The organism is Micromonospora sp. NPDC005710 (assembly GCF_040630995.1).
Classification (GTDB): domain Bacteria; phylum Actinomycetota; class Actinomycetes; order Mycobacteriales; family Micromonosporaceae; genus Micromonospora.
Genome location: NZ_JBEXYP010000029.1, coordinates 48324 through 70234, shown reverse-complemented (window position 1 = coordinate 70234; position 21911 = coordinate 48324). Strand labels below are relative to the sequence as shown.

The 21911-nt window shown below is 71.6% G+C and carries 11 protein-coding genes; 8 read left to right on the top strand and 3 right to left on the bottom strand.

The annotated features are described in order from the left end of the window. Window positions 1–130 precede the first annotated feature (130 nt). From ABZ406_RS28180 to ABZ406_RS28145, 8 genes are all read left to right on the top strand, one after another. Window positions 131–1384 carry a cyanophycinase gene (locus ABZ406_RS28180; RefSeq protein ID WP_357767901.1) on the top strand — a complete coding sequence of 418 codons (1254 nt, stop codon included), beginning with the start codon at window positions 131–133 and terminating at the stop codon, window positions 1382–1384. A 185-nt stretch (window positions 1385–1569) separates the two neighbouring features. Continuing rightward, window positions 1570–3009 (top strand): pre-peptidase C-terminal domain-containing protein, encoded by a 1440-nt coding sequence (locus tag ABZ406_RS28175; protein ID WP_357767898.1) that lies wholly within the window; start codon window positions 1570–1572, stop codon window positions 3007–3009. Window positions 3010–3156: 147 nt separating this feature from the next. Beyond that, a complete protein-coding gene (locus ABZ406_RS28170) occupies window positions 3157–4107 on the top strand; it encodes a MurR/RpiR family transcriptional regulator (RefSeq protein ID WP_357767896.1) in 951 nt (316 codons plus the stop codon). Between the two features lie 90 nt (window positions 4108–4197). Next, the gene (locus ABZ406_RS28165; protein WP_357767893.1) at window positions 4198–5145 is read left to right on the top strand and encodes a transporter substrate-binding domain-containing protein; all 948 of its coding nucleotides are present in this window, start codon (window positions 4198–4200) and stop codon (window positions 5143–5145) included. Window positions 5146–5263: 118 nt separating this feature from the next. Then, window positions 5264–6115, top strand: a complete 852-nt coding sequence (locus ABZ406_RS28160) for an amino acid ABC transporter permease (protein ID WP_357767890.1) — start codon at window positions 5264–5266, stop codon at window positions 6113–6115. Then, window positions 6112–6921 (top strand): amino acid ABC transporter ATP-binding protein, encoded by an 810-nt coding sequence (locus ABZ406_RS28155; RefSeq protein ID WP_357767887.1) that lies wholly within the window; start codon window positions 6112–6114, stop codon window positions 6919–6921. The genes ABZ406_RS28160 and ABZ406_RS28155 overlap by 4 nt, the downstream gene beginning before the upstream one ends. Then, window positions 6921–8090, top strand: a complete 1170-nt coding sequence (locus ABZ406_RS28150) for a M20 family metallopeptidase (protein ID WP_357767884.1) — start codon at window positions 6921–6923, stop codon at window positions 8088–8090. Before ABZ406_RS28155 ends, ABZ406_RS28150 begins: the two co-directional genes overlap by 1 nt. Window positions 8091–8276: 186 nt before the next feature. After that, window positions 8277–10973 carry an AAA family ATPase gene (locus ABZ406_RS28145; RefSeq protein ID WP_357767881.1) on the top strand — a complete coding sequence of 899 codons (2697 nt, stop codon included), beginning with the start codon at window positions 8277–8279 and terminating at the stop codon, window positions 10971–10973. Here the strand turns inward: ABZ406_RS28145 and ABZ406_RS28140 are convergent. From ABZ406_RS28140 to ABZ406_RS28130, 3 genes are read right to left on the bottom strand one after another with little or no spacing between them, the layout of a single operon-like run. Then, the gene (locus tag ABZ406_RS28140; protein WP_357767879.1) at window positions 10936–14793 is read right to left on the bottom strand and encodes a hypothetical protein; all 3858 of its coding nucleotides are present in this window, start codon (window positions 14791–14793) and stop codon (window positions 10936–10938) included. The two genes, ABZ406_RS28145 and ABZ406_RS28140, sit on opposite strands and share 38 nt — an antisense overlap. Window positions 14794–14798: 5 nt before the next feature. Beyond that, window positions 14799–18659 (bottom strand): hypothetical protein, encoded by a 3861-nt coding sequence (locus tag ABZ406_RS28135; protein ID WP_357767876.1) that lies wholly within the window; start codon window positions 18657–18659, stop codon window positions 14799–14801. A gap of 3 nt (window positions 18660–18662) precedes the next feature. After that, the gene (locus ABZ406_RS28130; RefSeq protein ID WP_357767873.1) at window positions 18663–21851 is read right to left on the bottom strand and encodes a hypothetical protein; all 3189 of its coding nucleotides are present in this window, start codon (window positions 21849–21851) and stop codon (window positions 18663–18665) included. Window positions 21852–21911 lie beyond the last annotated feature (60 nt).

The following is a 21911-nucleotide window of genomic DNA, read 5'->3' as shown; positions in this document are numbered from 1 at the left end:
GCGGTCCGCACGACGCCACCATCGCCGTAGGACGCCAGGGCCGGCTGTCTCGTCAGCCGTTGTCTGCACGGGCTGGCCTGACGTACGCTCCTCCTCGGCCCGCCCTCACGGTTTCCAGTGAGGAGCAGCCATGCCCTTGGACCGCCTGTTGACCCTCGGGGTCGGCACCTGTACGGCACTAGCGCTAAGCATCCCGTTGGCCGCGATGCCAGCCTCGGCCCAGCCGAACCACTCACGCGGCGGGAGCCTGGTGCTGGTCGGCGGCGGACTCGCCGACGACAACGCCGCCGTGTACGACGACATCGTCCGGCTGGCCGGCGGCGTCGGCAGAGCAAGGATCGGCATCTTCACCGCGGCCGCCCCGGTGCCGTCCGAGGACCCGGCCGCCGACACCCCGGACTGCAACAACAGCGTCTGCAACGGTGACTACTACGCCAAGCTGTTCCGGTCCTACGGGGTGGCCGACGCGCAATGGATTCCGATTGACCTCGACCGGCCTGGCGCCGCAGAGGACCCGGCCGTCGTCGAACAGATCAACTCGATGACCGGCTTCTTCTTCGGCGGCGGTGACCAGTACCGCTACGTCACCACGATGACCCGGGGGCAAGCGCAGCGCGACACCGTGGCGCTCGCCGCGGTGCGACGAAAGCTTCGCGGCGGCGCGGTGGTCGCCGGCACCAGCGCGGGCGCGCAGATCATGGCCGGCCGCGACATGATCACCGGTGGTTCGACCGAGCCGGGGCTGCGCGACGGCGCCCACCCCGGTTACTTCGAAGACCCGGGCATCCTCGCCTACCTGCGCCGCGGTGGCTTCGGGTTCTTCACGGAGGGTTTGCTCGACACCCACTTCTCCCGGCGGGGTCGGGAGGCACGGTCGATCCGGCTGGCCGCAGACACCGGGCATCGGCGGGTCTTCGGGCTGGACGAGGACACCGCGCTGGAGGTGACCGGGATCGGCGCGCGACACCGGTCCCTGCGGGTGCTGGGCACGCGTGGGGTGAGCGTGCTCGACCTCCGCCGGGCCCAGGTGACCGACGCGCAGGTCTGGGGCGTTGAGGGCGTCCGGTGGACCCGGCTCACTACCGGTGACACGTATCGGGCCGAGCGCTGGGAGCCGGTTGTCGCGCCGGACAAAGAGCGGGTGACCGCCGTCGCCGGCCCCTGCCCCGTGGTGCCGTCCGAGGACGTCTTCTACAACTACGAACTTGTCGGCCTCGCCGAGGGCCTGATCGGCAACCGAGGCTGCGGGTCGGTCTCCGGCACCTCGTACGAGAAGGACCCACAGTTCGAGGCGCGGTTGACGCGCGGTCGGGACCTCGCCGCCTGGCGTGGAGGGGCCGTCATGTCTTTCACCGGCGTGGTGATCGGTATCGGCGCAGTCTGACCCGTAGGTCTGGCTGAACCCCGAGGCATCCAGGTGCCTCGGGGTCGTCGGCGTGCCCGCACCGAAAGCACGACGACGGCGCCGCCACGCCGGTTCACCAAGATGTAACAGAAGTTACTCATTGAGCTATGAAGGTGATGGATGTAACTTCTGTTTCATCGATTCGTGGCCCCTCGGAGGTGCCCATGTTCCTTTCCCGCAATCCCATCCGTGCCCGGCTGGCGACGCTCGCCGCCCTGGCCACACTGCTGACGATGGCCCCGGTCGGGGTGACCGCCGCCCAGGCGCAGGTATCCCGGGTCCGGCAGGGCAGTTCAACCGATGTCAGCAGGTCCAGTTGGTCCGGTCCCGCCTACACCATGAACGGCTCGGGCGGCATCATCACCGCCACCATGAACCAGGCGATCGGGGCGATCCGCGGCAGCTCCGGTTCGATCGACGTGGTCGTCGTCGCCGGCTCCGGCACCAGCACCCCGGAGTGCGACGTGATCACCGGCCTGAGTGGGGTCAACTCCTGCACCACGCTCACCCTCACCGCCGCCAGCGACGGCAACAACAGCCAGGTCAACACCGACATCCGTAACGCGGAGTTCGTCTACTTCGCCGGCGGTGACCAGTGCCGCTACGTGGCCTGGAAGGGCACCGCGTTGGAGGCATCCGTCGAGTCGGTGGTGGCCAAGGGCGGCGGGGTCGGCGGCGGCAGCGCCGGGCACCACGTCAACAGCGACATCGTGTACGACGCGTGCGGCGGCAGCGCCACCTCCGCCGTCGCCCTCGGCAACCCGTACGACTCCGCGATGACGTTCACCACCGGCATGTTCCGCTGGCCGAACTATGCCAACACGATCAACGACTCGCATTTCGTCACCCGGGACCGGATGGGCCGGCTCATGTCGTTCGTGGCACGGTCCATCAAGGATGGTCGCACCAGCGGCGGTAAGGCGTGGGGCGTCGGAGTGGAGGAGGGCGCCTCGCTCTTCATCGACCGCAACGGCCTGGCCTCGCTCAGCGGGCCCAGCGCGTACGTGGTGCTCGGCGACCACCAGCCGGAGGTGGCGTCCTCCGGACAGCCGCTGACCTACTCGAACTTCAAGATCTGGAAATTGACCAGCGGCCAGAGCTACAACTTCGCCAACCGGCCCACCTGCGGTTACTACCTCAAGAGCGTGACCAGTGGTGTGCCCAGCGGCAGCCTCTACAGCGGCACGCCGGTCACCGACTGCACGACGCCCCCCACGACCCCGCCCGGCGGCGGATCCAGCTACACCGAGGTCGAGTCCAACGACTCACGAACCACTGCCAACGACGTGACCGGCCGAAGCTCCCCACTGACCATCACGGGGGACATGAAGAGCAGCAGCGACCGGGACTACTTCGCGGTCAACCTGGCGAGTGGACAGACGCTGACCGTCGACTGTGCGGTTCCCACCGCGTACGACGCGGACCTGTATCTGCTCAGCTCCACCGGGAGCACCCTGACCCGGTCGGTCAACGACGGCGCCGGCACCGACGAGTCGGCGTCCACCACCCGCACGGCGTCCGGCTCGGCAACCTACTACGTCGAGGTGGAGGCGTACTCAGGCTCGGGCAGCGCCGACTACAGCTGCACGGTCAGCACATCCTGACCCCACCCGAAGGGGCAGAAGCACGCTCGCCGGACCCCTGCGCGGGCGTGCTTCTGCCCGAGGTCGCCCCGAACAACCCTGGCCACGGTCCCCAGGGTCGTGCGCTCGGTGTCCGCCGCACGCCGGGGTGGCGGTTAGGCTCAGCCCGTGTCGACCGCCGATCACGCCGACCAGCCGGGCAGCCGGCCGTCTGCGCCTGACCCCACCGGCCCGGTTACCGACGGCACCGGGCCGGACGAGCCCATGACGGTCGGGGTGGCCGCCCTGATCCGGCAACGCCTCGGTGAGTGCAGCCCCGCAGAACGGCGCGTCGCGCGCTCCCTGCTCGCCGCCTACCCGGCGGCCGGGCTGGGCACGGTGGCCGCGCTGGCCGAGCGCGCCGAGGTGAGCGGCCCGACCGTGCTGCGTTTCCTGAGCCGGCTCGGTTTCGGCGGCTACCCGGAGTTCCAACGGGCGCTGCGCGACGAGCTCACCGAGCGGGAGACCTCGCCGCTGATCGCGTACCGCGCGGCGGAGCGCACCGGCGACCCGCCGGCTGGCGCGCTGGCCCGGGCTTCGGCCAACCTGCCCGAGGCGGTCGCCCGCACCCTTGTCGAGCTGCCGCAGGGCGAGTTGGACGCGGCGGCCCGGCTCTTCGCCGATCAGCAGCTGCGGGTCACCGCGGCCGGCGGCCGGTTCTCCGGGCTGCTGGCTCATTATCTGGTGCTGCATCTGATGCAGGTCCGCGGGGGAAGCCGACTGCTGCCGGACAGCCCGGTGGGGCGCACCGACATGCTTGTCGACGTGGGCCGGCGGGACCTGGTCGCGCTCTTCGACTTCCGCCGGTACGAGGAGCCGACGCTGGCGCTGGCCCGGCAGGTCACCGCCCGCGGCGCCCGGGTGGTGCTGTTCACCGACCGGTGGCTGTCACCGGTGGCCGGGCTCGCTGAGGTGGTGCTGCCCGGTCGGGTCGAGTCGCCTTCGCTGTACGACAGCTTCGTGCCCGCGTTGGCACTGGTGGAGACGGTGGTCGCGGCGGTCATCGATCGGCTCGGACCGGCAGCGGGCACCCGGTTGAAGGCGATGGAGCAGACGCAACAGGAGTTCCACATCGGCTGAGCCGCGTTACAGAAAACTGTAACCCCACCGAAATAGTAACGTGCGTTACAGTCCGGGTGCTGGTTCGTCTGGCACCCGGAAGGACACCCCATGCGCATCCGTCACCTCGCCGTAGCCACCACGGCCTCGGTCCTGCTCGCCGTCGCCGCCGGCTGCGGCGGCACTTCCTCGACCGCCGCCGAATCCGGCGATCCGGTCGCCCCCGTCACCGTCACCGTCGAGGGCGTCGGAGCGATCAGCACCGATGCCGACCTCGCCAGGAAGCTTCCCGCCGACCTGCGTGGCCGGGGCACTGTCACCGTCGCCACCAACGCCCCCTACCAGCCGTTCATCGACTTCAAGCAGGAGGGGCGCACCGACGAGTTCAAGGGTCTCGACTACGACCTCTTCCTCGCGGCCTCCGCCCGGCTCGGCATCAAGGCCACCTTCACCCAGCAGCCCTTCGACGGGCTGGTGCCCGGCCTGCAGGCCGCCAAGTACGACGCCATCGCCGGCGGCATCACCGACAAGAAGGAGCGCCAGCAGGTCGCGACCTTCGTCGACTACTCCGCCTCCGGCACCGGCTTCCTGGTACGCGCCGGCAACCCGCTCGGCGTGCAGAGCGTCGCCGATCTCTGCGGTCGCGCGGTCGCTGTGCAGAAAGCCAGCAACCAGGCCAAGAATCTCGCCTCGTACTCGAAGAACAGTTGCGCCGGCAACACCGTCAAGGTCAAGGAATACCCGGAGAACCCCCAGGCGGTGCAGGCACTGATCGCGGGCAACGTCGAGGTCGTGGCCGCCACCAAGGTCAATCTGGTGGACACCGCCGGTGCGCTGGCCGGCAAGGCCGAGCTGGTGGCTGACGAGTCCGCGCCCAACGGCTGGCTGGCCAGCCCGAACGGCTTCGGCTTCCTCAAGAGCAAGAAGGACGTCGCCGAGGCGTACCGGGCCGCCGTGCAGTCGCTGATCGACGACGGCACCTACACCAGGATCCTCACCCAGTGGAAGCAGACCCCGATCGCCGTCAAGCAGGCCACCATCGACCAGGCCATCGACTGACCACCGCGGAGGCGACCCCCTGAACCGCGGTCGCCGGGCGCCCTTTCGACTCCGTGAGGGCGGGCCCGGAAAGGCGTTCGGCGACCGCCACGAACCGTTCCCGCAGGAGGCACCACAGATGAGCGACACCCAGACCGTACGGGTCGTCCCCGTCCGGCACTACGGTCGCTGGCTCACCGCGCTGCTCGTGGTCGGCCTGGCGGCCCTGTTCCTCCGGGCGCTGCTGGACAGCCCCAACCTCGAACCGGCCACCATCGGCGAGTACCTGTTCAAGGACTACGTCCTCGACGGCGTGGTCACCACGCTCTGGCTGACAGTGCTCGCGATGGTCCTCGGAACCGTCGGCGGTGTACTGCTCGCCGTCATGCGGCTGTCACCCAATCCCGTGCTGCGCGGCGTCTCCTGGGCTTTCATCTGGGTCTTCCGGGGCACTCCGCTGCTCGTTCAGATCATCTTCTTCGGCTTCCTCGGGGCGCTCTTCCCCCGGCTGACGCTGAGCCTCCCGGTCACCGGCACCGTCCTGTTCGACCAGCCGACCAGTGTCGTGATCACCGGCACCGTCGCGGCCGTGCTGGCCCTGTCGCTCAACGAGATGGCGTACGCCGCCGAGGTCATCCGCAGCGGCATCCTGGCCGTCGATGACGGCCAGACCGAGGCTGCCGCAGCGCTCGGTATGAGCCCGAACCTCACCCTGCGCCGCGTCGTGCTGCCCCAGGCCATGCGGGTGATCATCCCGCCGATGGGCAACGAGACCATCACCATGCTCAAATCCACCGCACTGGTGTCGATCATCGCCGGCCGGGACCTGATGACCGCCGTACAAACCGTCTACCAGGGCAACTACAAGGTGATTCCGCTGCTGGTGGTCGCCGCGATCTGGTACCTGGCGCTGGTGAGCCTGCTGTCCGCCGGACAGTGGGCGATCGAGCGGCGATTCGGCCGAGGCTTCACCCGGGGAGGAACCCGATGACCGTTGCCGAACGCGAAAGCGCTCGCTCCGAGACGACGGCGGCCACCACGCCGATGGTACGGGCGCAAGCAGTCACGAAACGGTACGGTCCGATCGAGGTGCTCAAGGGCATCGACCTGACCGTGGCCGCCGGCGAGGTGTCCTGCCTGCTCGGCCCGTCCGGCTCCGGCAAGTCCACCCTGCTGCGCTGCATCAACCACCTCGAACGCATCGACGGCGGCCAACTCTGGGTGGACGGCGATTTGGTCGGCTACCGGCGCAGCGGCGACAAGCTCCACGAGCTCAAGGCCCGCGAGGTCGCCCGTCGCCGACGCGACATCGGCATGGTGTTCCAACGGTTCAACCTCTTCCCGCACCTGACCGCCCTGGGCAACGTGACCGAAGCGCCGATGCGCGTGCTCGGCACCGCCCGCGAGGCGGCACGATCCGAGGCACTACGGCTGCTGGAGCGGGTCGGGCTGGCGGATAAGGCCCATGCCTACCCCGGTCAACTGTCCGGCGGGCAGCAGCAGCGAGTGGCGATCGCCCGAGCTCTCGCCATGCACCCGAAGCTGATGCTCTTCGACGAGCCCACGTCGGCACTGGACCCGGAACTGGTCGGTGACGTGCTGGACGTGATGAGAGGGCTTGCCGCAGACGGGATGACGATGGTCGTGGTGACGCACGAGATGGGCTTCGCCCGCGAGGTCGCCGACTCGGTGGCCTTCCTCGACGGCGGGGTGGTCGTCGAATCAGGCCCACCAGCAGAGGTGCTCGGCAACCCCCGGCACGAGCGCACCCGCGCGTTCCTGAACAAGGTGCTCTGATGGATCCTCTGCTCACGGCGGCCGGTGATCGACTGGCCGCCTACCACGAGCGGTTGGCCCAACTGGTGGGCATCGACTCCGGGTCCGGGCATCTTGACGGGCTGCGCGAGGTCGCCGACCTGGTGCAGACCTGGTGCCTGACCGCCGGTCTCGCGGTGGAGCGCGAACCGGTCACCGATCCGTCCGGCACGCCACTCGGCGACGTACTGATCGCCCGCCGGCGCGGACACGGCGGCCGACGGATCCTGCTCGCCGGCCATCTCGACACAGTGTTCCCGCCGGGCACGGCGGCCGCACGACCGTTCCGAGTTCAGGACGGGCGAGCCTACGGGCCGGGCGTGAGCGACGACAAGGGCGGCGTGCTGGCCGGCCTGGCCGCGATCGAGGTGTTGGCCACCCTGGGACGGGCCGAATACGGCGAGCTCATCCTGGTCTGCACCCCCGACGAGGAAATCGGATCGCCAGGCAGCCGCGCCGTGCTCCGTACCCTCGGCGCGGAGGCGGACGTGGCGCTCTGCCTGGAATGCGCCCGCGACAACGGCGACCTGGTCTCCGCCCGCAAGGGCGTCGCGGACGTGGAGATCACCCTGCGCGGCCGAGCCGCGCACGCCGGTATCGAACCCGAACGCGGCGCCAGCGCGCTGCTCGCCGCCGCCCGGCTGACAATCGCACTGGACGCGCTCAACGGCCGCTGGCCCGGGGTTACCGTCAACATCGGTCATCTGCACGCCGGTGACCGACCGAACGTCATCGCCGACCGAGCCCGCATGCTGGTCGATCTGCGCGCCTGGCGGCCCGGCGAGTACGACGCCGCACTAGCCGAGATCCGACGGCTGGTGGCCGCGCCGACCGTGTCCGGGGTAGACGCCGACCTGGCCGTGCACGCGCCGACCCCGCCCTGGCAGACGGGTCCCGGCGGCCACCGACTCATCGAACTCGCGGAGAAGGTCGGAGCAGAGCTGGGCCTGTCCGTGTCGCACACCGCCACCGGCGGATGCGCGGATGCGAACCTGCTGGCCGAGGCCGGCGCGGCGGTGCTGGACGGCCTCGGCCCGGTCGGCGGCGCCGACCACAGCCCGTCGGAATGGTTGGATCTGAACTCCGTGGTCCCCCGCACCGCCCTCCTCGCCGGCCTGATCGGCATGGTGGGCAGAGAGAGGGACGCTTGAAATCGCCGGCCGCCGCGAGTCGATCAGAGTCGGGCGAGTGCTGCCACCGGTCGACGCTCCGGACCGCGCGCCCCGCCGGTGACAGCAACCTGGCTGCTCAGTGGCTCGGCGAGCACAGCTCGAAGGGCACGGTCAGCAAGCCGTCTCAACCAGAATCGCCCTCGACTCGGGTGGCACCATCGAGGAATGCCTGCGCAGCTCCTCGAGCGCCGGTCCGCGCTGACCACGCTGCGGGCCGCCGTCGACGCCGCGCTGGGCGGCGCGGGCTCGGTGGCCCTGCTCACCGGTGAGGCGGGGATCGGCAAGACCAGCGTGGTGCGTCAACTGCTCGCCGAGGTCGATCCGGCCGTGCGGGTCCTCTCCGGCGGTTGCGACGATCTGATCGCCCCTGCACCTCTGGCGCCATTGCGCGAGGCGGTGGCGAATCATGGGGGTCCTCTGGCGGCAGCCCTGGCCGCACCGCACCCGTCAAACGCGCCGAGCGCCGGGGCGTACCCGTTGGTGGCTGTACTGCCCGCGATGCTGGCCGAGCTGCGTGGCGCGCCCGCGACGCTCCTCGTCGTGGAGGACATCCACTGGGCGGATGAGGCGACCATCGACGTGTTGGTCTACACCGCCCGGCGGATCGGGTCGCTGCCGGCCGTTCTGCTGCTGACCATGCGTGACGACGTGGACGATGCGCACCCCGTCCACCGCCTGCTGGGATCGCTGACCGCGGCGCCGGTGGTCCGAGTCGCGCTGGCCGCGCTGTCCGCGGCCGCGGTGGCCCGGATGGCGGCCGGCACCGGCCACGACGGCGCCGCGCTGCACGCCCTGACCGGCGGCAACCCGTTCTTCGTCAGTGAGTCGTTGGCGTCCGACGGCTCGGCCGCCCCGGGCGCGGTGCGCGACGCGGTACGTGCCCGGTGCCGCCGCCTCGCGCCCGCCTGTCAGGAGGCGTTGGCGCAGCTCTGCGTGGTCCCGCGGGCGGTCGGGGTGGATCTGGCCGCCATCCTCCTCGGGCCGCAGGCGCTGGCCGCGCTAGCCGAGGCGGAGCAGAACGGGGTGATCGAGGTACGGCCGGACGGTCTGGCCTTCCGACACGAGCTGGCCCGACGGGCGATCGAGGCTGACCTGCCTGAGCTGCGTCGACGACTGCTGCACCGCCGGGTGCTGGCCGCGCTGCGGGCCGAGTCGTCGCCGGATCGCGGGCGCCTGGTGCACCACGCGGTCGCCGGGGACGATCCGGCGACCGTGGTCGCTGTCGGCCCGAGCGCGGCCCGAGCCGCAGCGGCAGCGGGCTCGCACCGGGAGGCCCTGGTGCTCCTCGAGTCGGTGCTGCCCTACCGCGACCGGCTGGGGAGCGCGGAGAGCGCCGCACTGTTGGACGACTACGGCTGGGAGCTCTACAACGCGCACCGGTTCCACGAGGCGGTGCGGGTCGGCGAGCAGGCCGCCGATGAGTACGCCGCGCTCGGCGACGAGCCGGCCCGGGGGCGTTGCCTGATCCGCGTCTCCCGGCACCAGTTCATGGCTGGCGAGACCGACGCCGCCGAGCGGACGGCAGGCGAGGCCGTGCGGATCCTCGACAACCGGGCCGACGACGCGGCGGCGGCGCACGCACTCCTCTATCAGGGCGCGATCCTGGCGTTGACCGACGACTTCGCGCGGGCGGTCGCCGCTCTGGAGTCGGCACGCAAGCGGGCCGGCCGGGCCGGCCGCACCGACCTGGACACATTGTGCCTCAACTATCTCGGCATCGCCCGGATCGAGGTGGGTGACGCCGGTGGGCTGGCCATGCTGCGCCAGAGCGTGGACATGGCCCGCGAGGACGGCTTGCTGGAATATGTCGCACGCGGCTACACCAACCTCGGCGAGATGCTCTTCCGGATGGGTGCCCTGGCCGAGACGGCCGGGTGCGTGCACGCCGGGCTGGCCTTCGCGGAGGAGCACGGCTTCTGGTCGCACGCCTACAACCTGCGGGTGCACCACCTGCTGGTCGAACTGCGCCGCGGCAATTGGGACCACGCCGAGCCAGGGCTGCGCGCGCTGGCGCAGCGCCAGACCCACCCGGACATGCTGTACGTCTACAGCGTCCCCTGGTACGCCCGGCTGCGCGCCCGCCGAGGTGACCCGGCTGCCGCACCGCTGCTGGCACAGGCGTGGGATCGGGCCCGTCGCGGCCGGCTGTTGCTGGGCACGGCGTACGCGGGCCTCGCCTGTCTGGAGTGGGCCTGGCTCACCAACGACCGTCAGCGCGCGGACGAGGTCGCGGCCGAGTTGCTGCCCCGCCTCGCGCACCCGGGTGCCGCGCCGTTCCGGGCCGAGGCGGTGCGGTACCTGGTCCGCCTGGGCGTCAGCGTCGACCCGGTCAGCAGCCCGGTGACCGATGCGGCGGGCACGCGGGCGTCCGATCTGGTGGTGACCCAGGCGTATGCGGCCGGTGCCGGTGGTGACTGGGCCACCGCGGCGGCGCAGTGGGCGACCCACGGCGACCCGTACGAGCAGGCTCTGGAGCTGACCGATTCCCCGGACGCCGACACGGTGGCCGGGGGTCTGCGGATGCTCGACGGGCTCGGCGCGGTGGCAGCGGCCGACCTGGTCCGGGGCCGGCTGCGCGATCGGGGGGCCCGGGTCCCGCGTGGCGCGCGCCGCGGCACCCGGGCCAACCCGGCCCACCTCACCGAGCGGCAACTGCTGGTGCTCAGCCAGCTCAGCGCCGGCCGGACCAACGCCGAGATCGCTGCCGACCTGGTGCTGTCGGTGCGCACGGTGGATCACCACGTCGCGGCGATCTTCGACAAGCTGGGGGTGCGCACCCGGCAGGAGGCCGCGGCGGCCGCCCGCGCTCTGGGCATCGGCCCGGCTAGCGCCACGCCCGAGGCGCCACATCGGCCGGCGTGAGCACCCGGCTCAGGGTGCCGGCGACACAGTCACCGACGTAGGCCACGCCGGTGACCGGGTCGACCGCCACCGAGCACGGCGCAGTGCCCAACTTGACCGCCACCCGCAGGGCCCGGGAGCGGCCGTCCACCATCAGCAGACCGGCCGACGTCGCGACGTAGCCGATGCCGGTCCCCGGTCGGGTGGCCACCGCCCGCCCACCGCCGGGCACCGGCAGCACCGCGCCGGCCGGCACCGGCCGGGTGCCGCCGTCGGTGGGAAAGTCGTCCTGGTCGAGCACCACGACCGAGGGGTGGGTGGTGTTGCCGCCGAGACAGGACATGAAGATCAACCCGGCCGGTACGTCGACCGCCACGTCGACCGGCTGCAGCAGCACATCCTGCAGGTCGATCGTGCCGGTGACCGTGTGCCGGCCGTCCGCGCGCCGGGTGATCACCGAGATGGCTGCCGTCTGCGGTACGCCGGCGCGGTAGGTCCGGGCAACGTAGACGCGTGCCGCGGCGCTGTCCACAGCGGCGGCGATGATCCCCGCGAAACCGTCCTCGTCACCGACCACGTCAAGTTCGCCGAGGTCGGTCGGGGCGAGCACCCGCACGTGCATGTCGACTCCCACCGGCGGCGCACCGCCCTGGTGCACCACGTAGAGCCGCTGGGCGGCCGCGTCGAGCGCCACGTCGACCACGCCCAACCCGATCGGCCTGCTGATTCCCGGAAGTGGCAGGCCCGCGGTCACCTCGAAACGCTGCACGGCGAAGTCATGGTGGCCACCATTGACCACGAATCCGTTGTTGCCCTGCGGCTGCACGGCGAGCGCGCGCGGCCCGTGACCCACGACGGCCGTCCGCGCCTGGGTCAGTGCCAGGTCCCAGCTGCTCAGGGTGCCGTCCTCGTCGGGCCGATCGGACGGTGAATGGGTGGCGAAGACCCGCCCGCCGGCGCCGTCACGGGACACCGCCACCGCCGCGACGGCGCCCGGACCACCCAGGGACACCGTCGTCACCAGCGGCGCTGCCGGCACCGGTGGCGCCACGTACACGATCGCCTCACGTCGGACGCCGGCCATGCTGGCCGAGATGTCGATCGGCTGCGGACCGGTGGGCGCCAGCACGTCGATCGCGAACTCAGCCGTGGAAGCTCCCGCGACGACGTCGACCCCACTGGGAACCCTGACCAGATCGGGCCGGCCGCTGTGCAGGGTGACCCGCTTGCCGCTGACAGGTGCCGGGCCGGTCAGCAGCACCCGGCCGGTGGCCCGGGCCCCGACGAAGAGCCCGGTGCGGGCGTGCTCCACCCGCCTGAGCGACACCGAGTCGAGGGACTCCATCGCCTCGTACTGGATGTTGACGTCGACCTGCAGCAGGCCGGTGAACGGGACCGTCACCGAGTCGTAGGCCAGCGTCCAGCCGCCGGTGAGGCCACGCCCGTACAGGTTGAACAGGTGCTCCTGACCGGCGACGGCGGCCGTGCTGCCGGTCCACACCTGGGTGGCCGATTCGAAGCGCAGCACCAATTCCTGGGTGGCCGGTGGACCGGTCAGGTCGTGCACGCCGAGATCGAGGTCGCGCTGTTGGGAGAAGCCGGCGTGCGTGATCGTCATCGGCAGGCTGTTGTCGTTGCCGGCCATCCCCCGCAGGTTGACGGTGACCCCGACCACCTTCAACTCGGCCAGCCCGGGTGGCAGCGTGGCCAGCGGCAGGTCGAACCACAGCGACTTGGCGTTGACGAACCGGTTGATCGCCGCGGTGTGCGTGCCGACGGAGAAGGCGTTGTGGATCACCTGGGTGCCGTCCGGGACTGCCAGTGGCCGCCCCTTGGCGCGGTGCCGGTCGCGCTCCGCCACCGGGTCCCTGCTGAAGATGGCGTTCATCATCAGGTCGTAGGCACCCACCGGGAAGTCGGGCGTGACCTTCTCGTCCAGGTCCAGATCCACGTCCGGGAAGGCCAGCGCCGCGGTCTGTCCCGAGATGCTGCCGGGGTTGCCACGGTCCACTGTGTAGAGCTTCAACGCCCGCTGGGCCCGCTGGCTCCAGTGGTCCAGTGCGTCGAAGAGGCAAACCAGGCCACGCAGCAGTCGTGACACCGGCGACTTGGCCGGCCGGTCGTCGGTGTCCACCGAGTCCAGGTCCCCGATCGCCTCCCGCGCGCGTCGTTTGAGGTCGTCGATGGCCGCCGTCGTGCCAGCGATCTGCCGCAGCCGCAGCGTCGCCAACCGCCAACTGTGGCAGGCCTCGGTCATCTCGATCAGCAGGTCCCGCAGGGGCTCGTCACCCTGGGCGGCGCGCAGGTCGGCGGCGACCCGGCGCAGGTGCACGACCCGCCCGGAGCCGGCAGTGCCGATCTGGGCCCATTGAGCGTGCGCGGCCAGGCCCACACCGGCCGCGGCCAGTTGGGTCGTGGTGGGCTGCCCGGCGAGGTAGGGGCCACCAGCGGCGGTGGCGGCGTCAACCAGCACGTTGGTGTCCGCCGGCAACAGCAGCCCGACGGCGCCCTGCGGCTGGGTGGGGTCGGGTGCGCCGAGCACCTGGGCGATCGCCGCGACCAGGTCAGACCCGGAAACAGCGCCTGAGCCGTACGAGATCAGCGCCTCGGCGACGGTCAGCTCGCCCAGCCGCTCCTCGATGCGCAGCACACTCTGGCCGATCAGCTCCCCGCAGGCCCGCTGGGCCCGCTCGGCGGCTGCCCGTCGACGCCGGGCGCTGTCCCCGATGGTCTCCTCCAGCGGCCCCTGGTCGCCCAGCAGCGCGGTCAACTGAGTGCGGATCGCCTCCCGGGCCCGCAGCAGCCGTTGCTGGTCGCCGGTGAGCAGCACCGAACCGTCGCCGGGCGCGAACAGCGCTGCCCGGAGGGCGTCCGCCGCCGCCCGCCACTGCCCGGCGTAGAAGTCGACAGCCGGCACCAGGTCCAGCCCCAGGTCGCGCTCCACGCCGATCTCGGTGCGGTGATCAACCATCAGGGCACGCACCTGTGGTGCCATGGTGCCAGGGCGGAGCCGCTCGCCGGCGGCGTACTCCCGTTCGGCCGCGATCAGGCTCCCGGAGCGGAACTCGTACCATGCCTGCCGGCCGCGCTGTTCGGCCCAGCGGTCGCCACCGCGGCCGGAGAGCAGCGGTCGTAGCCCCTCGTCGTACTGCTCGGGGGTGCGGGCCAGCACCTCGGCGGTGCGGGCGCCACCCTCGCTACCCGGCTCCCCCGGCGGCCCCTGTGGTCCCTGGTTCTCCGGGTCGTTCGGAATGCCGGGCCCACCTGGTCCACCGTCACCGCCCGCGCCACCCGGCCCGCCGATCCCAGCGAAGGTGATGGTGCCGGACGCTTCGATGAAGAAGACGTGCACCGGACCTCCGGCCCCTCCCGGGCCACCCGGGTGACCTCGCAGACCGGGATGCCCGCCGATCGGCGGGTCGGGCGGTGGAGGTAGCGGCGGTAGCGCGGTGATCCGCGAGACGTTCGGGTCGTTGACCGGTGGGCCCGGGTCGCCGGTCACACCGGTGCCGCCCTGCTGCCCGGTGCTGGTGGCGGAAACGCCCGTCAGCCGGCGGGCGTGGATCACCAGCCGGCGGCCGGACAGACCCTCCTCACCCTGCGCGGGAGTGCCGGGCACCTGCATCGCCAGCGAGGGCGCACCGGCCGGACCGCCGCCCACCACCTCGTCACCGACGATGACGACGTTGCGAAAGCCGCGGATCACCGCGCCGAGCAGCACCACCCGGCGACCGATGAAGACCAGCGCTCGACCACTGTCGGCGGTCGAGGGCTGCAGGGCGTCGACGAACGCCTGATCGATGCGGATCTCATCACGGATGTGCAGTCCGAAAACGTCCACCGTGCTCAACTCCCGTCGGTCGCGGCAGTGGTGGGGGCCGGCGGGTTGGGGTCGACCACCGCGCGGTCGAAGACCTCGGTGTACACCGTCCGCAGGGCTTCGCCCGGACCGGTGACCGCCCAGCCGCGCTGGCGCTCCTGCACCACGACCCGACCGGCGCGCAGCTCGCGCATGAGCTGATCCGGTGGCGCCCCGCCGGCCACCCACTCCAGGCGCATCGCGGCAATGCCACCGGCCGGTGCGGGCAGGGCGGTGACCCGCCAGCCGTCACCGGGCGCGCCGGTGGTGCCCTCCTGCGCCCGGACGCCGATGTCCGAGCCGATGTCGGAGCTGACCAGGAACGGGTCGGGCATCCGGCGCTCGTGACGCATGGTGAACTCGCTGGCGGCGGCGGGCTTGCCGAAGACGTTGACCCGCACTCCAGTGGACCCGAACTTCTTCACCTTGATCTGCCGGTGCGGGGGCAACTGGACCAGATCGGTGGTGACCACCCGAGAAACCGCGCAGCCGGGCAGCGAGTGCGGCTGGAAACGCACCAACCCCAGCCGCAGAAACGGCCACACCGCGAGGTCGACGTCCACGTCGATGTCGGCGAACCACAGGTCACGCTCGGCGTCGAAGTGCACCGGGTGCCCGATCACGGTGACCTGCCGGCCGTTTGCGGCCGGGTCCAGCAGCGTGACGGTGGAGGTGACCTGACCCGGTGTGTCGAAGTCGTCGGCGACGAAGTGCTGCTGGTCGCCGAGGCCGATCTCCTCGATCGGGTCGCTGCCCCAACGGGTCACCAGGCCGGACAGCGCCCGGCCCTCCTCGACGTCACCGTCGGCAGGGCTGGCGAAGAGCACCACACCGAGCAATTCGCCCTCACCGGTGCGGTTCCATCGGCGGTTGAGCCACACCCGCACACCCATCGTCTCCCGGGTGCTGGTCCACTCGCCGAACTCCATGCCCCTGGTGAAGCGGAACGACGGCACCACCGAGTGCACGTCGGGTGGTGGCGGCACAGCCCGGTTGGGCACGTGCACCAGCATCGGGGTGCCCTCGCGCAGTTGACTCTGATCACCGTCCGGCACCGGAGGGAAGTACTCCCGGAACCGGGTGGACCCGACTGGTCGGTAGGTGACCGCCCGATGTTTGGTGTCGCCGAAGAACTGCGACGCGGTCAGCACCGCCGGCCCACCGGCGCGCTCCAGGTCGGTCGGGGCGAGCGTGGCGGTGCGTGACTGCGGGTCGACGGTGCCGGTGCCGACGTCCACCGCTTCGAGCCAGGACGCTGCCAGGTGCACCCGTCCGGTGGTCGGCCGGTGCGCCTGCACCTGGGCGGTGACGGTGACCTGCCCGGTCGGGCCGGTCGCGGTGACCGTCGGCAGCCCGAGCAGGGCCGGAGCCACCAACGGCTTCTGCACCGCGTGCACCACTGTGACCGGTTGCCGGGAGGACAGGCCCAGAACCTGACCGTCGAGGGCGTCCTGGGGGTCGGCTGCGCCGACGGCGAGGTGATCCAGACGGTCGGGGTGCAGCGTGCTGGAAAGCTCGAAGGTCTGCTCCACGCCGGGGGGAACCTCGACGGTCATCACCGACCGGCCACCGGACTTCTTCACCGAGACCTGCACCACGCTGGGGCCGGCCGCCATCGGGCGGACCACCAGCTTTGCCGGTGGCAGATCCGGCCAGCTGCCCCCGTACCCCATGCTCACCACTGGCGACGCACCCGGCACGCCACCGATGGCCACGCCCGCGACGGCCGGGTCCGGCAGGTAGGGCAACAGGGCGGCCGGCGCGTCTATCACCACGTAGGCGCCGTTGGGCAGTGCCCGACCACGCGGCACCGGCAGGGTGCCCTTGACCTGCCCGGTCGGGTCGCTGGTGACCACCTGCAGGCCCGGTTGGGGCACCATCGCACCGTTCGGGCCGGGCACCATCGGGTCAAGGAACGAGCCCTCCTCCAGGCGAGCGACGGCGAACATCTGCTCACGGGCCGCCGGGGTGGCCTGCGGCCCGAAGGCCGCGTCGAACATGGCGTGCCGCTCGGCCAGCATCTGCGGACTGTCCGGTGCGGCGACGTGCCGCTCACAGGTGCCCAGCGGGGTGCCCTGGCCGTCGCTGCGCACTACCAGCCGGAGCAGGGACTCGCCCTCGGTGAAGCGCCTGGTCGGCACCAGGGTGGGCGAGCCGGCGGCCTCGTGGCGCAGGTAGCGGACCGCGGGCAGCACCTGGGTGGGATCGCAGACGTCCGGATCGATCGCGGTGCCGGCGATGTCCACCGCCCGGGCCCGGAGCTGATAACTGCGTCCGTAACGCAGCCGTGGCAGTGTGCCCGGCGCGGCGGTGATCTCCGCGCGCAGCGGGTAGCCGGGCGCGAGGACGCTGTCGATCTCCTCCACCTCGGGGCTGTTGCGGCCGTCACCGCCCACCTTCGGCCCCGGCTTGCCGACCGACAGGCCCCAACCGTCCCACCCGGCGATCTCCTCGCCGACGATGAGCCGGGCGACACCGAACTCGTCGTCCTGCTGGGCGGCGACCACCGCTTCGGTGCGGCCCTCGTCGTCGGCGTCGATGGTCACCTCACCCACCGTGTAGCGCACCCGGCGGCGCATCAGCGACCGGAACGGCCCGCCGTCGGTGGCCACGTCCACCCGGTAGCCGTTGGTCACGTCGTCGGCGAACAGCACCGCCGGGGCCTGCACGCCAGCCGAGGCGATCGCGTCGGTACGGGTGGTGGCGTGGCTGACCACCGTCTCGGCGCGGGCCTGCTGGCCGAGGGTCAGACCGACGTCACGTCGCACCGGCAGCCGGGCCGGCAGCGCCTCACCGGAGCGCGCCGACGCGGTCGACGCCGCCGCCAGCTGACCGCTCAGGCTGGCCACGTCCACACTGGTCAGCACGTAGGTGGTGGCCGGGTTGCGCAGGTTGAGCAGCCCGCCGACGATCTCGGCGCGGGCGTCCGGCTCGGTGGCCATGGTGAACCGGCGCGCGGGCAGGTCGCTGACCACCGCGCTGAACGGCTGGGAGCGGGGCACCGGGCCGTTCAGCGGCTGACCGGCCGCGTCCACCACCCGGACGGTGCGCACGCCGTCGAACGCCGCCATCTCGAGATCAACGCGCAGACCCAGCGGTACGGAGAGCGCGGGGTGCGCCATCAGCAGGGTGCAGACCTGGTGAAAGTCGGCCTGAGCGACCGAGTTGACCCCGGTCAGTGGCCCACCGGCAGCCCGCCCACCCGGGCCGGGTGCCCGGCGGGGGCCGCCTGCGCGGCGCAGCCACCGGGCGTAGGCGGCGATCGGCAGCGCCATCGCGAGATCCTCGTGGCCCTCCTGGCGCAGCCGCTGGATCGCGGTGGCCAGCGTCGCGTTCGACGTTGCCGCCGGAGCGAGCAATGCGCTTCCGGGCGGGAGGCCCAGCGCCCGAGCCACCCGGGGGTCACTGTCCACAGTGGCAAGCGCGGCAATCGCCCGCCGCACGACATGGTCGGCACCCAGCGAGCCGGTGGGGTTGGTGCCGTTGACGCTGCCGTACATCTGCTCCAGGGCCGTCGCGGTGGCGGCGAAGGCCGGCCCCGGTCGGGCGGCTCCCAACGCACGGCGTCCACCAGCCTTGGTGAGCACCTTGGTGGCCGGGCCGAAGAGCGCCGTCCACAGCGGCGACGAGGCCGGGGCACTGCGCCGGGTCAACGGCTGCGGCTCACCGCCACCGGTGTCGGCCAGGAAGAGTGGCCCGAGGGCGTTGACCACCGCCGGCCAGTCCGCCAGCGGCGTACCGCCGATCGTGGTGATGCCCTGGCCTCGCGGGGCGGCGACCAGGCTGAGCTGCGCCTTGCCGTCGGCGAAGCCGGCCGGCAGAACGGTCCAGAGCACGCTGTACGTCATCGTCTACTCCTGTGCGAACGCGGCGCAGTAGGTGTCCCACGGGCGCGGGCCGGGCCGCCCGGTCGGCGCCATCAGCTGGGCGAAGGTCGGATCGGCACTGGGGCCGGCGAAGCGGCGCTCCATGGGCACCACCACCGACTCACTGAAGAACAGCACCTTGATCTCCACGGCGATCTCGGCGTAGCCGAACAGCTCGTTGGAGTTGAGGTCGTAGTCGAGGGTGAGCGTCAGGGTGATCGAGACGCTGATGATGCTCAGGACCTCGACCTCCCCGCGGATGCGGAAGTAGCCGCCGATCCGGGCGATGTCCTTGCTGGCGTCGATGTCGAAGAACACACCGCCCATCGCCTCCACCGACCCGCGCGCCACGAACAGGTCCACCGAGAGCGAGGCGCCGAACTCCAGGGCACCAACCAGCTTGATCAGACCGGTGGTGGCCACGCCGATGGCGAGGTGCCCACCCCCGCCGAGCGCGGCGATGGTCAGCCGGAACGGGTTGTCCGGCGTGGAAAAGGCAAGATCGAAGGAGAGCGGGTACGGGTCGCCGGTGAAGTTCAGTTCGGCGCCGGCGGAGATGACGATGTTCTCCAGCGCGAAGACGCCGATCGCCAGCGACGGCACCGGGAAGCTGAAGCCGGAACGCACCCCGGTCGGGGTCACTGTCAACGCCGGCGGGTCGGAGAAGCCCTCCTGGTCGACCAACTCGGCCAGGGTGGCGATGAAGGCGAGCACCTGGCCGTAGCGCAGCGCGCCCAGCTTGATGTCGACGTCGGGTTTGCCGGCGTCCCTGCTGGTGAACCGGATGCTCCTGATCGGCACGCTGAGCAGCGGCACGGTGTCGAAGGCCGGCGTCGTGGTGGAGTGGATCTGCAACTCCACCTGCTCGACCAGGCACTCGCTGGTGGACCGGGTCTCCAGCCGGATGGTGTCCACCTCGGTGGTCTGGGTGATCCTCAGGTTGGCCTTGTTGGCGTCACCGGGGTTCTTCCGCAACGGCCGCAACACCACGAAGCCCTGGTGGAAGCGGGCCTGCGGCTTGTCGCCGAAGAGCTTGGTGTCCCAGGTCAACACCTGCGAGGCGACGCCGTAGACCAGGTCGCTGACCATCTTGTAGGCCTTGCCCAGCTCCCGGACGATGCCCTCGTCGGTGGGCAGCAGATCCTTGATCCTGGCCAGACCCAGCAGCTTGTCGGCGTCCTTGAGGAACGACAGGTCCACCGCCCCCGCCGCCAGCGTGGGCAGGTCCGCACCCGCCAGCGCCCCGAACTGCCGGGAGATCGCCGAGGTGCCCAGGGTGAGGGCGGCCAGCCCGCCGGTGGCCTGCTGCGCCAGGCCGACCGCCGGCGACCCGTCGATCAGCTTCAGGAAGACCTGTCCCTGGGCGTTCGCCCCGTCGAAGTATGCCTTCGTGTACGGCGCGGCGTACTGCAGCACCGCCTCCTTCGCCCCCGGCGCGTACCGGTCCAGCGCGGCGATGCGCCCGAGGATCCGTTGGGCGACCGGCAACCCGGTGGCGGCATCCAGTGCCAGGTCGACAGTGCGGGTGAGCACCGTCGTGGCCTGCTCCGGGGTCGGCACCTCCAGGTCGGCCGCCGACCGGCTCTCCGCCGCTGCGGGCTCCGGCATCGGGGCGACCGCGATCGGCTGCCCGCCGGCTTCAATGGTCCGGAAGACGTTCTCGGGCACCTGTGCGCCGCCGCCGAGGGTGTCCCACAACGCCTGGGCGTGCGCATCGGAGGCGGTGCCGGGCACGAAGAGCAGCGGCAGCGCGAACGGCACCGGGCTGCCCTCATGGTCGTAGCCGACCAGCTGATAGGCGAATGGTGTGGCGGCATCCAGCAGCAGGACCCGCGAGCCGGTCATCCCACCGGTCGGCTGGACAGCCTCCAGCGGCGGGGTCACAGTGGTGACGACATCGACGCGGGTGAACGGCCAGCGCCGATGGGCGTCGCCGCCCGCGTCGGCCACCGACGTGGCGGGCGGCACGAACGGCATCTGCGGATCGGTGACCAGGATGGTCGCCGCGGTGCGCAACGCGGCGACCCGGGTGCTGCCGCTCTCGAAGCGCCGAACCGTTTCCTCGGTGAAGATCGCCCGGTGGCCGAACGGGTAGAGCCGGCCCACCACCACGATCCGTTGAGCCTGGTCGCGGCCCATCGACGTGTCGTGGTGCCACTGCGCGACGGTGGCGGCGATCTGCTCGGGCGTGGAGCCCGGCGGCGGGTCGGGCCAGTCACCACGCACACTGAGCCAGCCGCCGAGGCTGCTCAGTGCGAGCCGCCGCACGGTGGCCGGCGCGATGGTGCGCGACTGCTCGGAGACCTCGACGCACAGGTCGGCCCTGAGGGTGTTCTTGAGCCGTGCGTCGTTGACGTCGTCGGCCCACCCCGGCAGCGGTGCACCGCCCTGCGGGGTGTGGGTGAAGCGCGCTGCCAGTGGCAGTTCGGCGCTGGCCGAGAAGTCCACCGAGGTGACCTCCAGCCGGGTGCTCCACAGGGCGGTGCGGCCGGCGTTCACCCGGGCCGCTGCGGCGTGCCGCAGCCGGACGTGACCACCGGGAGACTGAAGGTTGAGCAGATAGGGAAGGCGAAACTGCGACCCCTGCGGAAAGCCCTGCGGCGGGGCGGCCACCAGCGCGGCGTCGACGGCGCGGGAGCTGGACGTACCACTGGATCGTGGTGGGCTGACGGCGGCCAGGCGCGCCGCCCGGTCCTGGCGCCGGTCCTCTGCCGCGGCCGGGTCTGCCGGCCGGCCGACGTGCCCGGCCATCGTGGCCGCGACCAGGTGATAGGCCGAAGTGGCCGGCCGGGGTGGCCGGGCGTCGAGCGGGTCGACCGCGCCGCCCTGTTCACCGGGGACGATCTCCAGCCGGGAGATCGCGGCCAGAATACCGGCGACGGACAGGTCGATCGGACCGTCCGACGGGCGCACCACGAGCACCACGTCGCTGGGTGGCGTGAAGATCGGCTTGGTCTGCACCTGTCGCGGGCTGGCGCCCCGGGCGGCGTTCTCCAGGAGTTGCTGCGGGGGGAAGCGCACCCACAGGTGCCCCTGGGCAGCGCCGGCGACCAGCTTGAGGTCGTAACCGGTCGGTGGGCCGGGGCGCAGCTGCGGCTGCAGGTTGCTGACCGACACCTGCAACACGAGCTGGTCCTCGGCACGAGTGAGGGCGAACGACGGCGAAAAGGCCATGCGCCCACCCTTGCCTCCACCGACTGCGACGACATCGGTAGCCGCTGCCCATATCTCCTC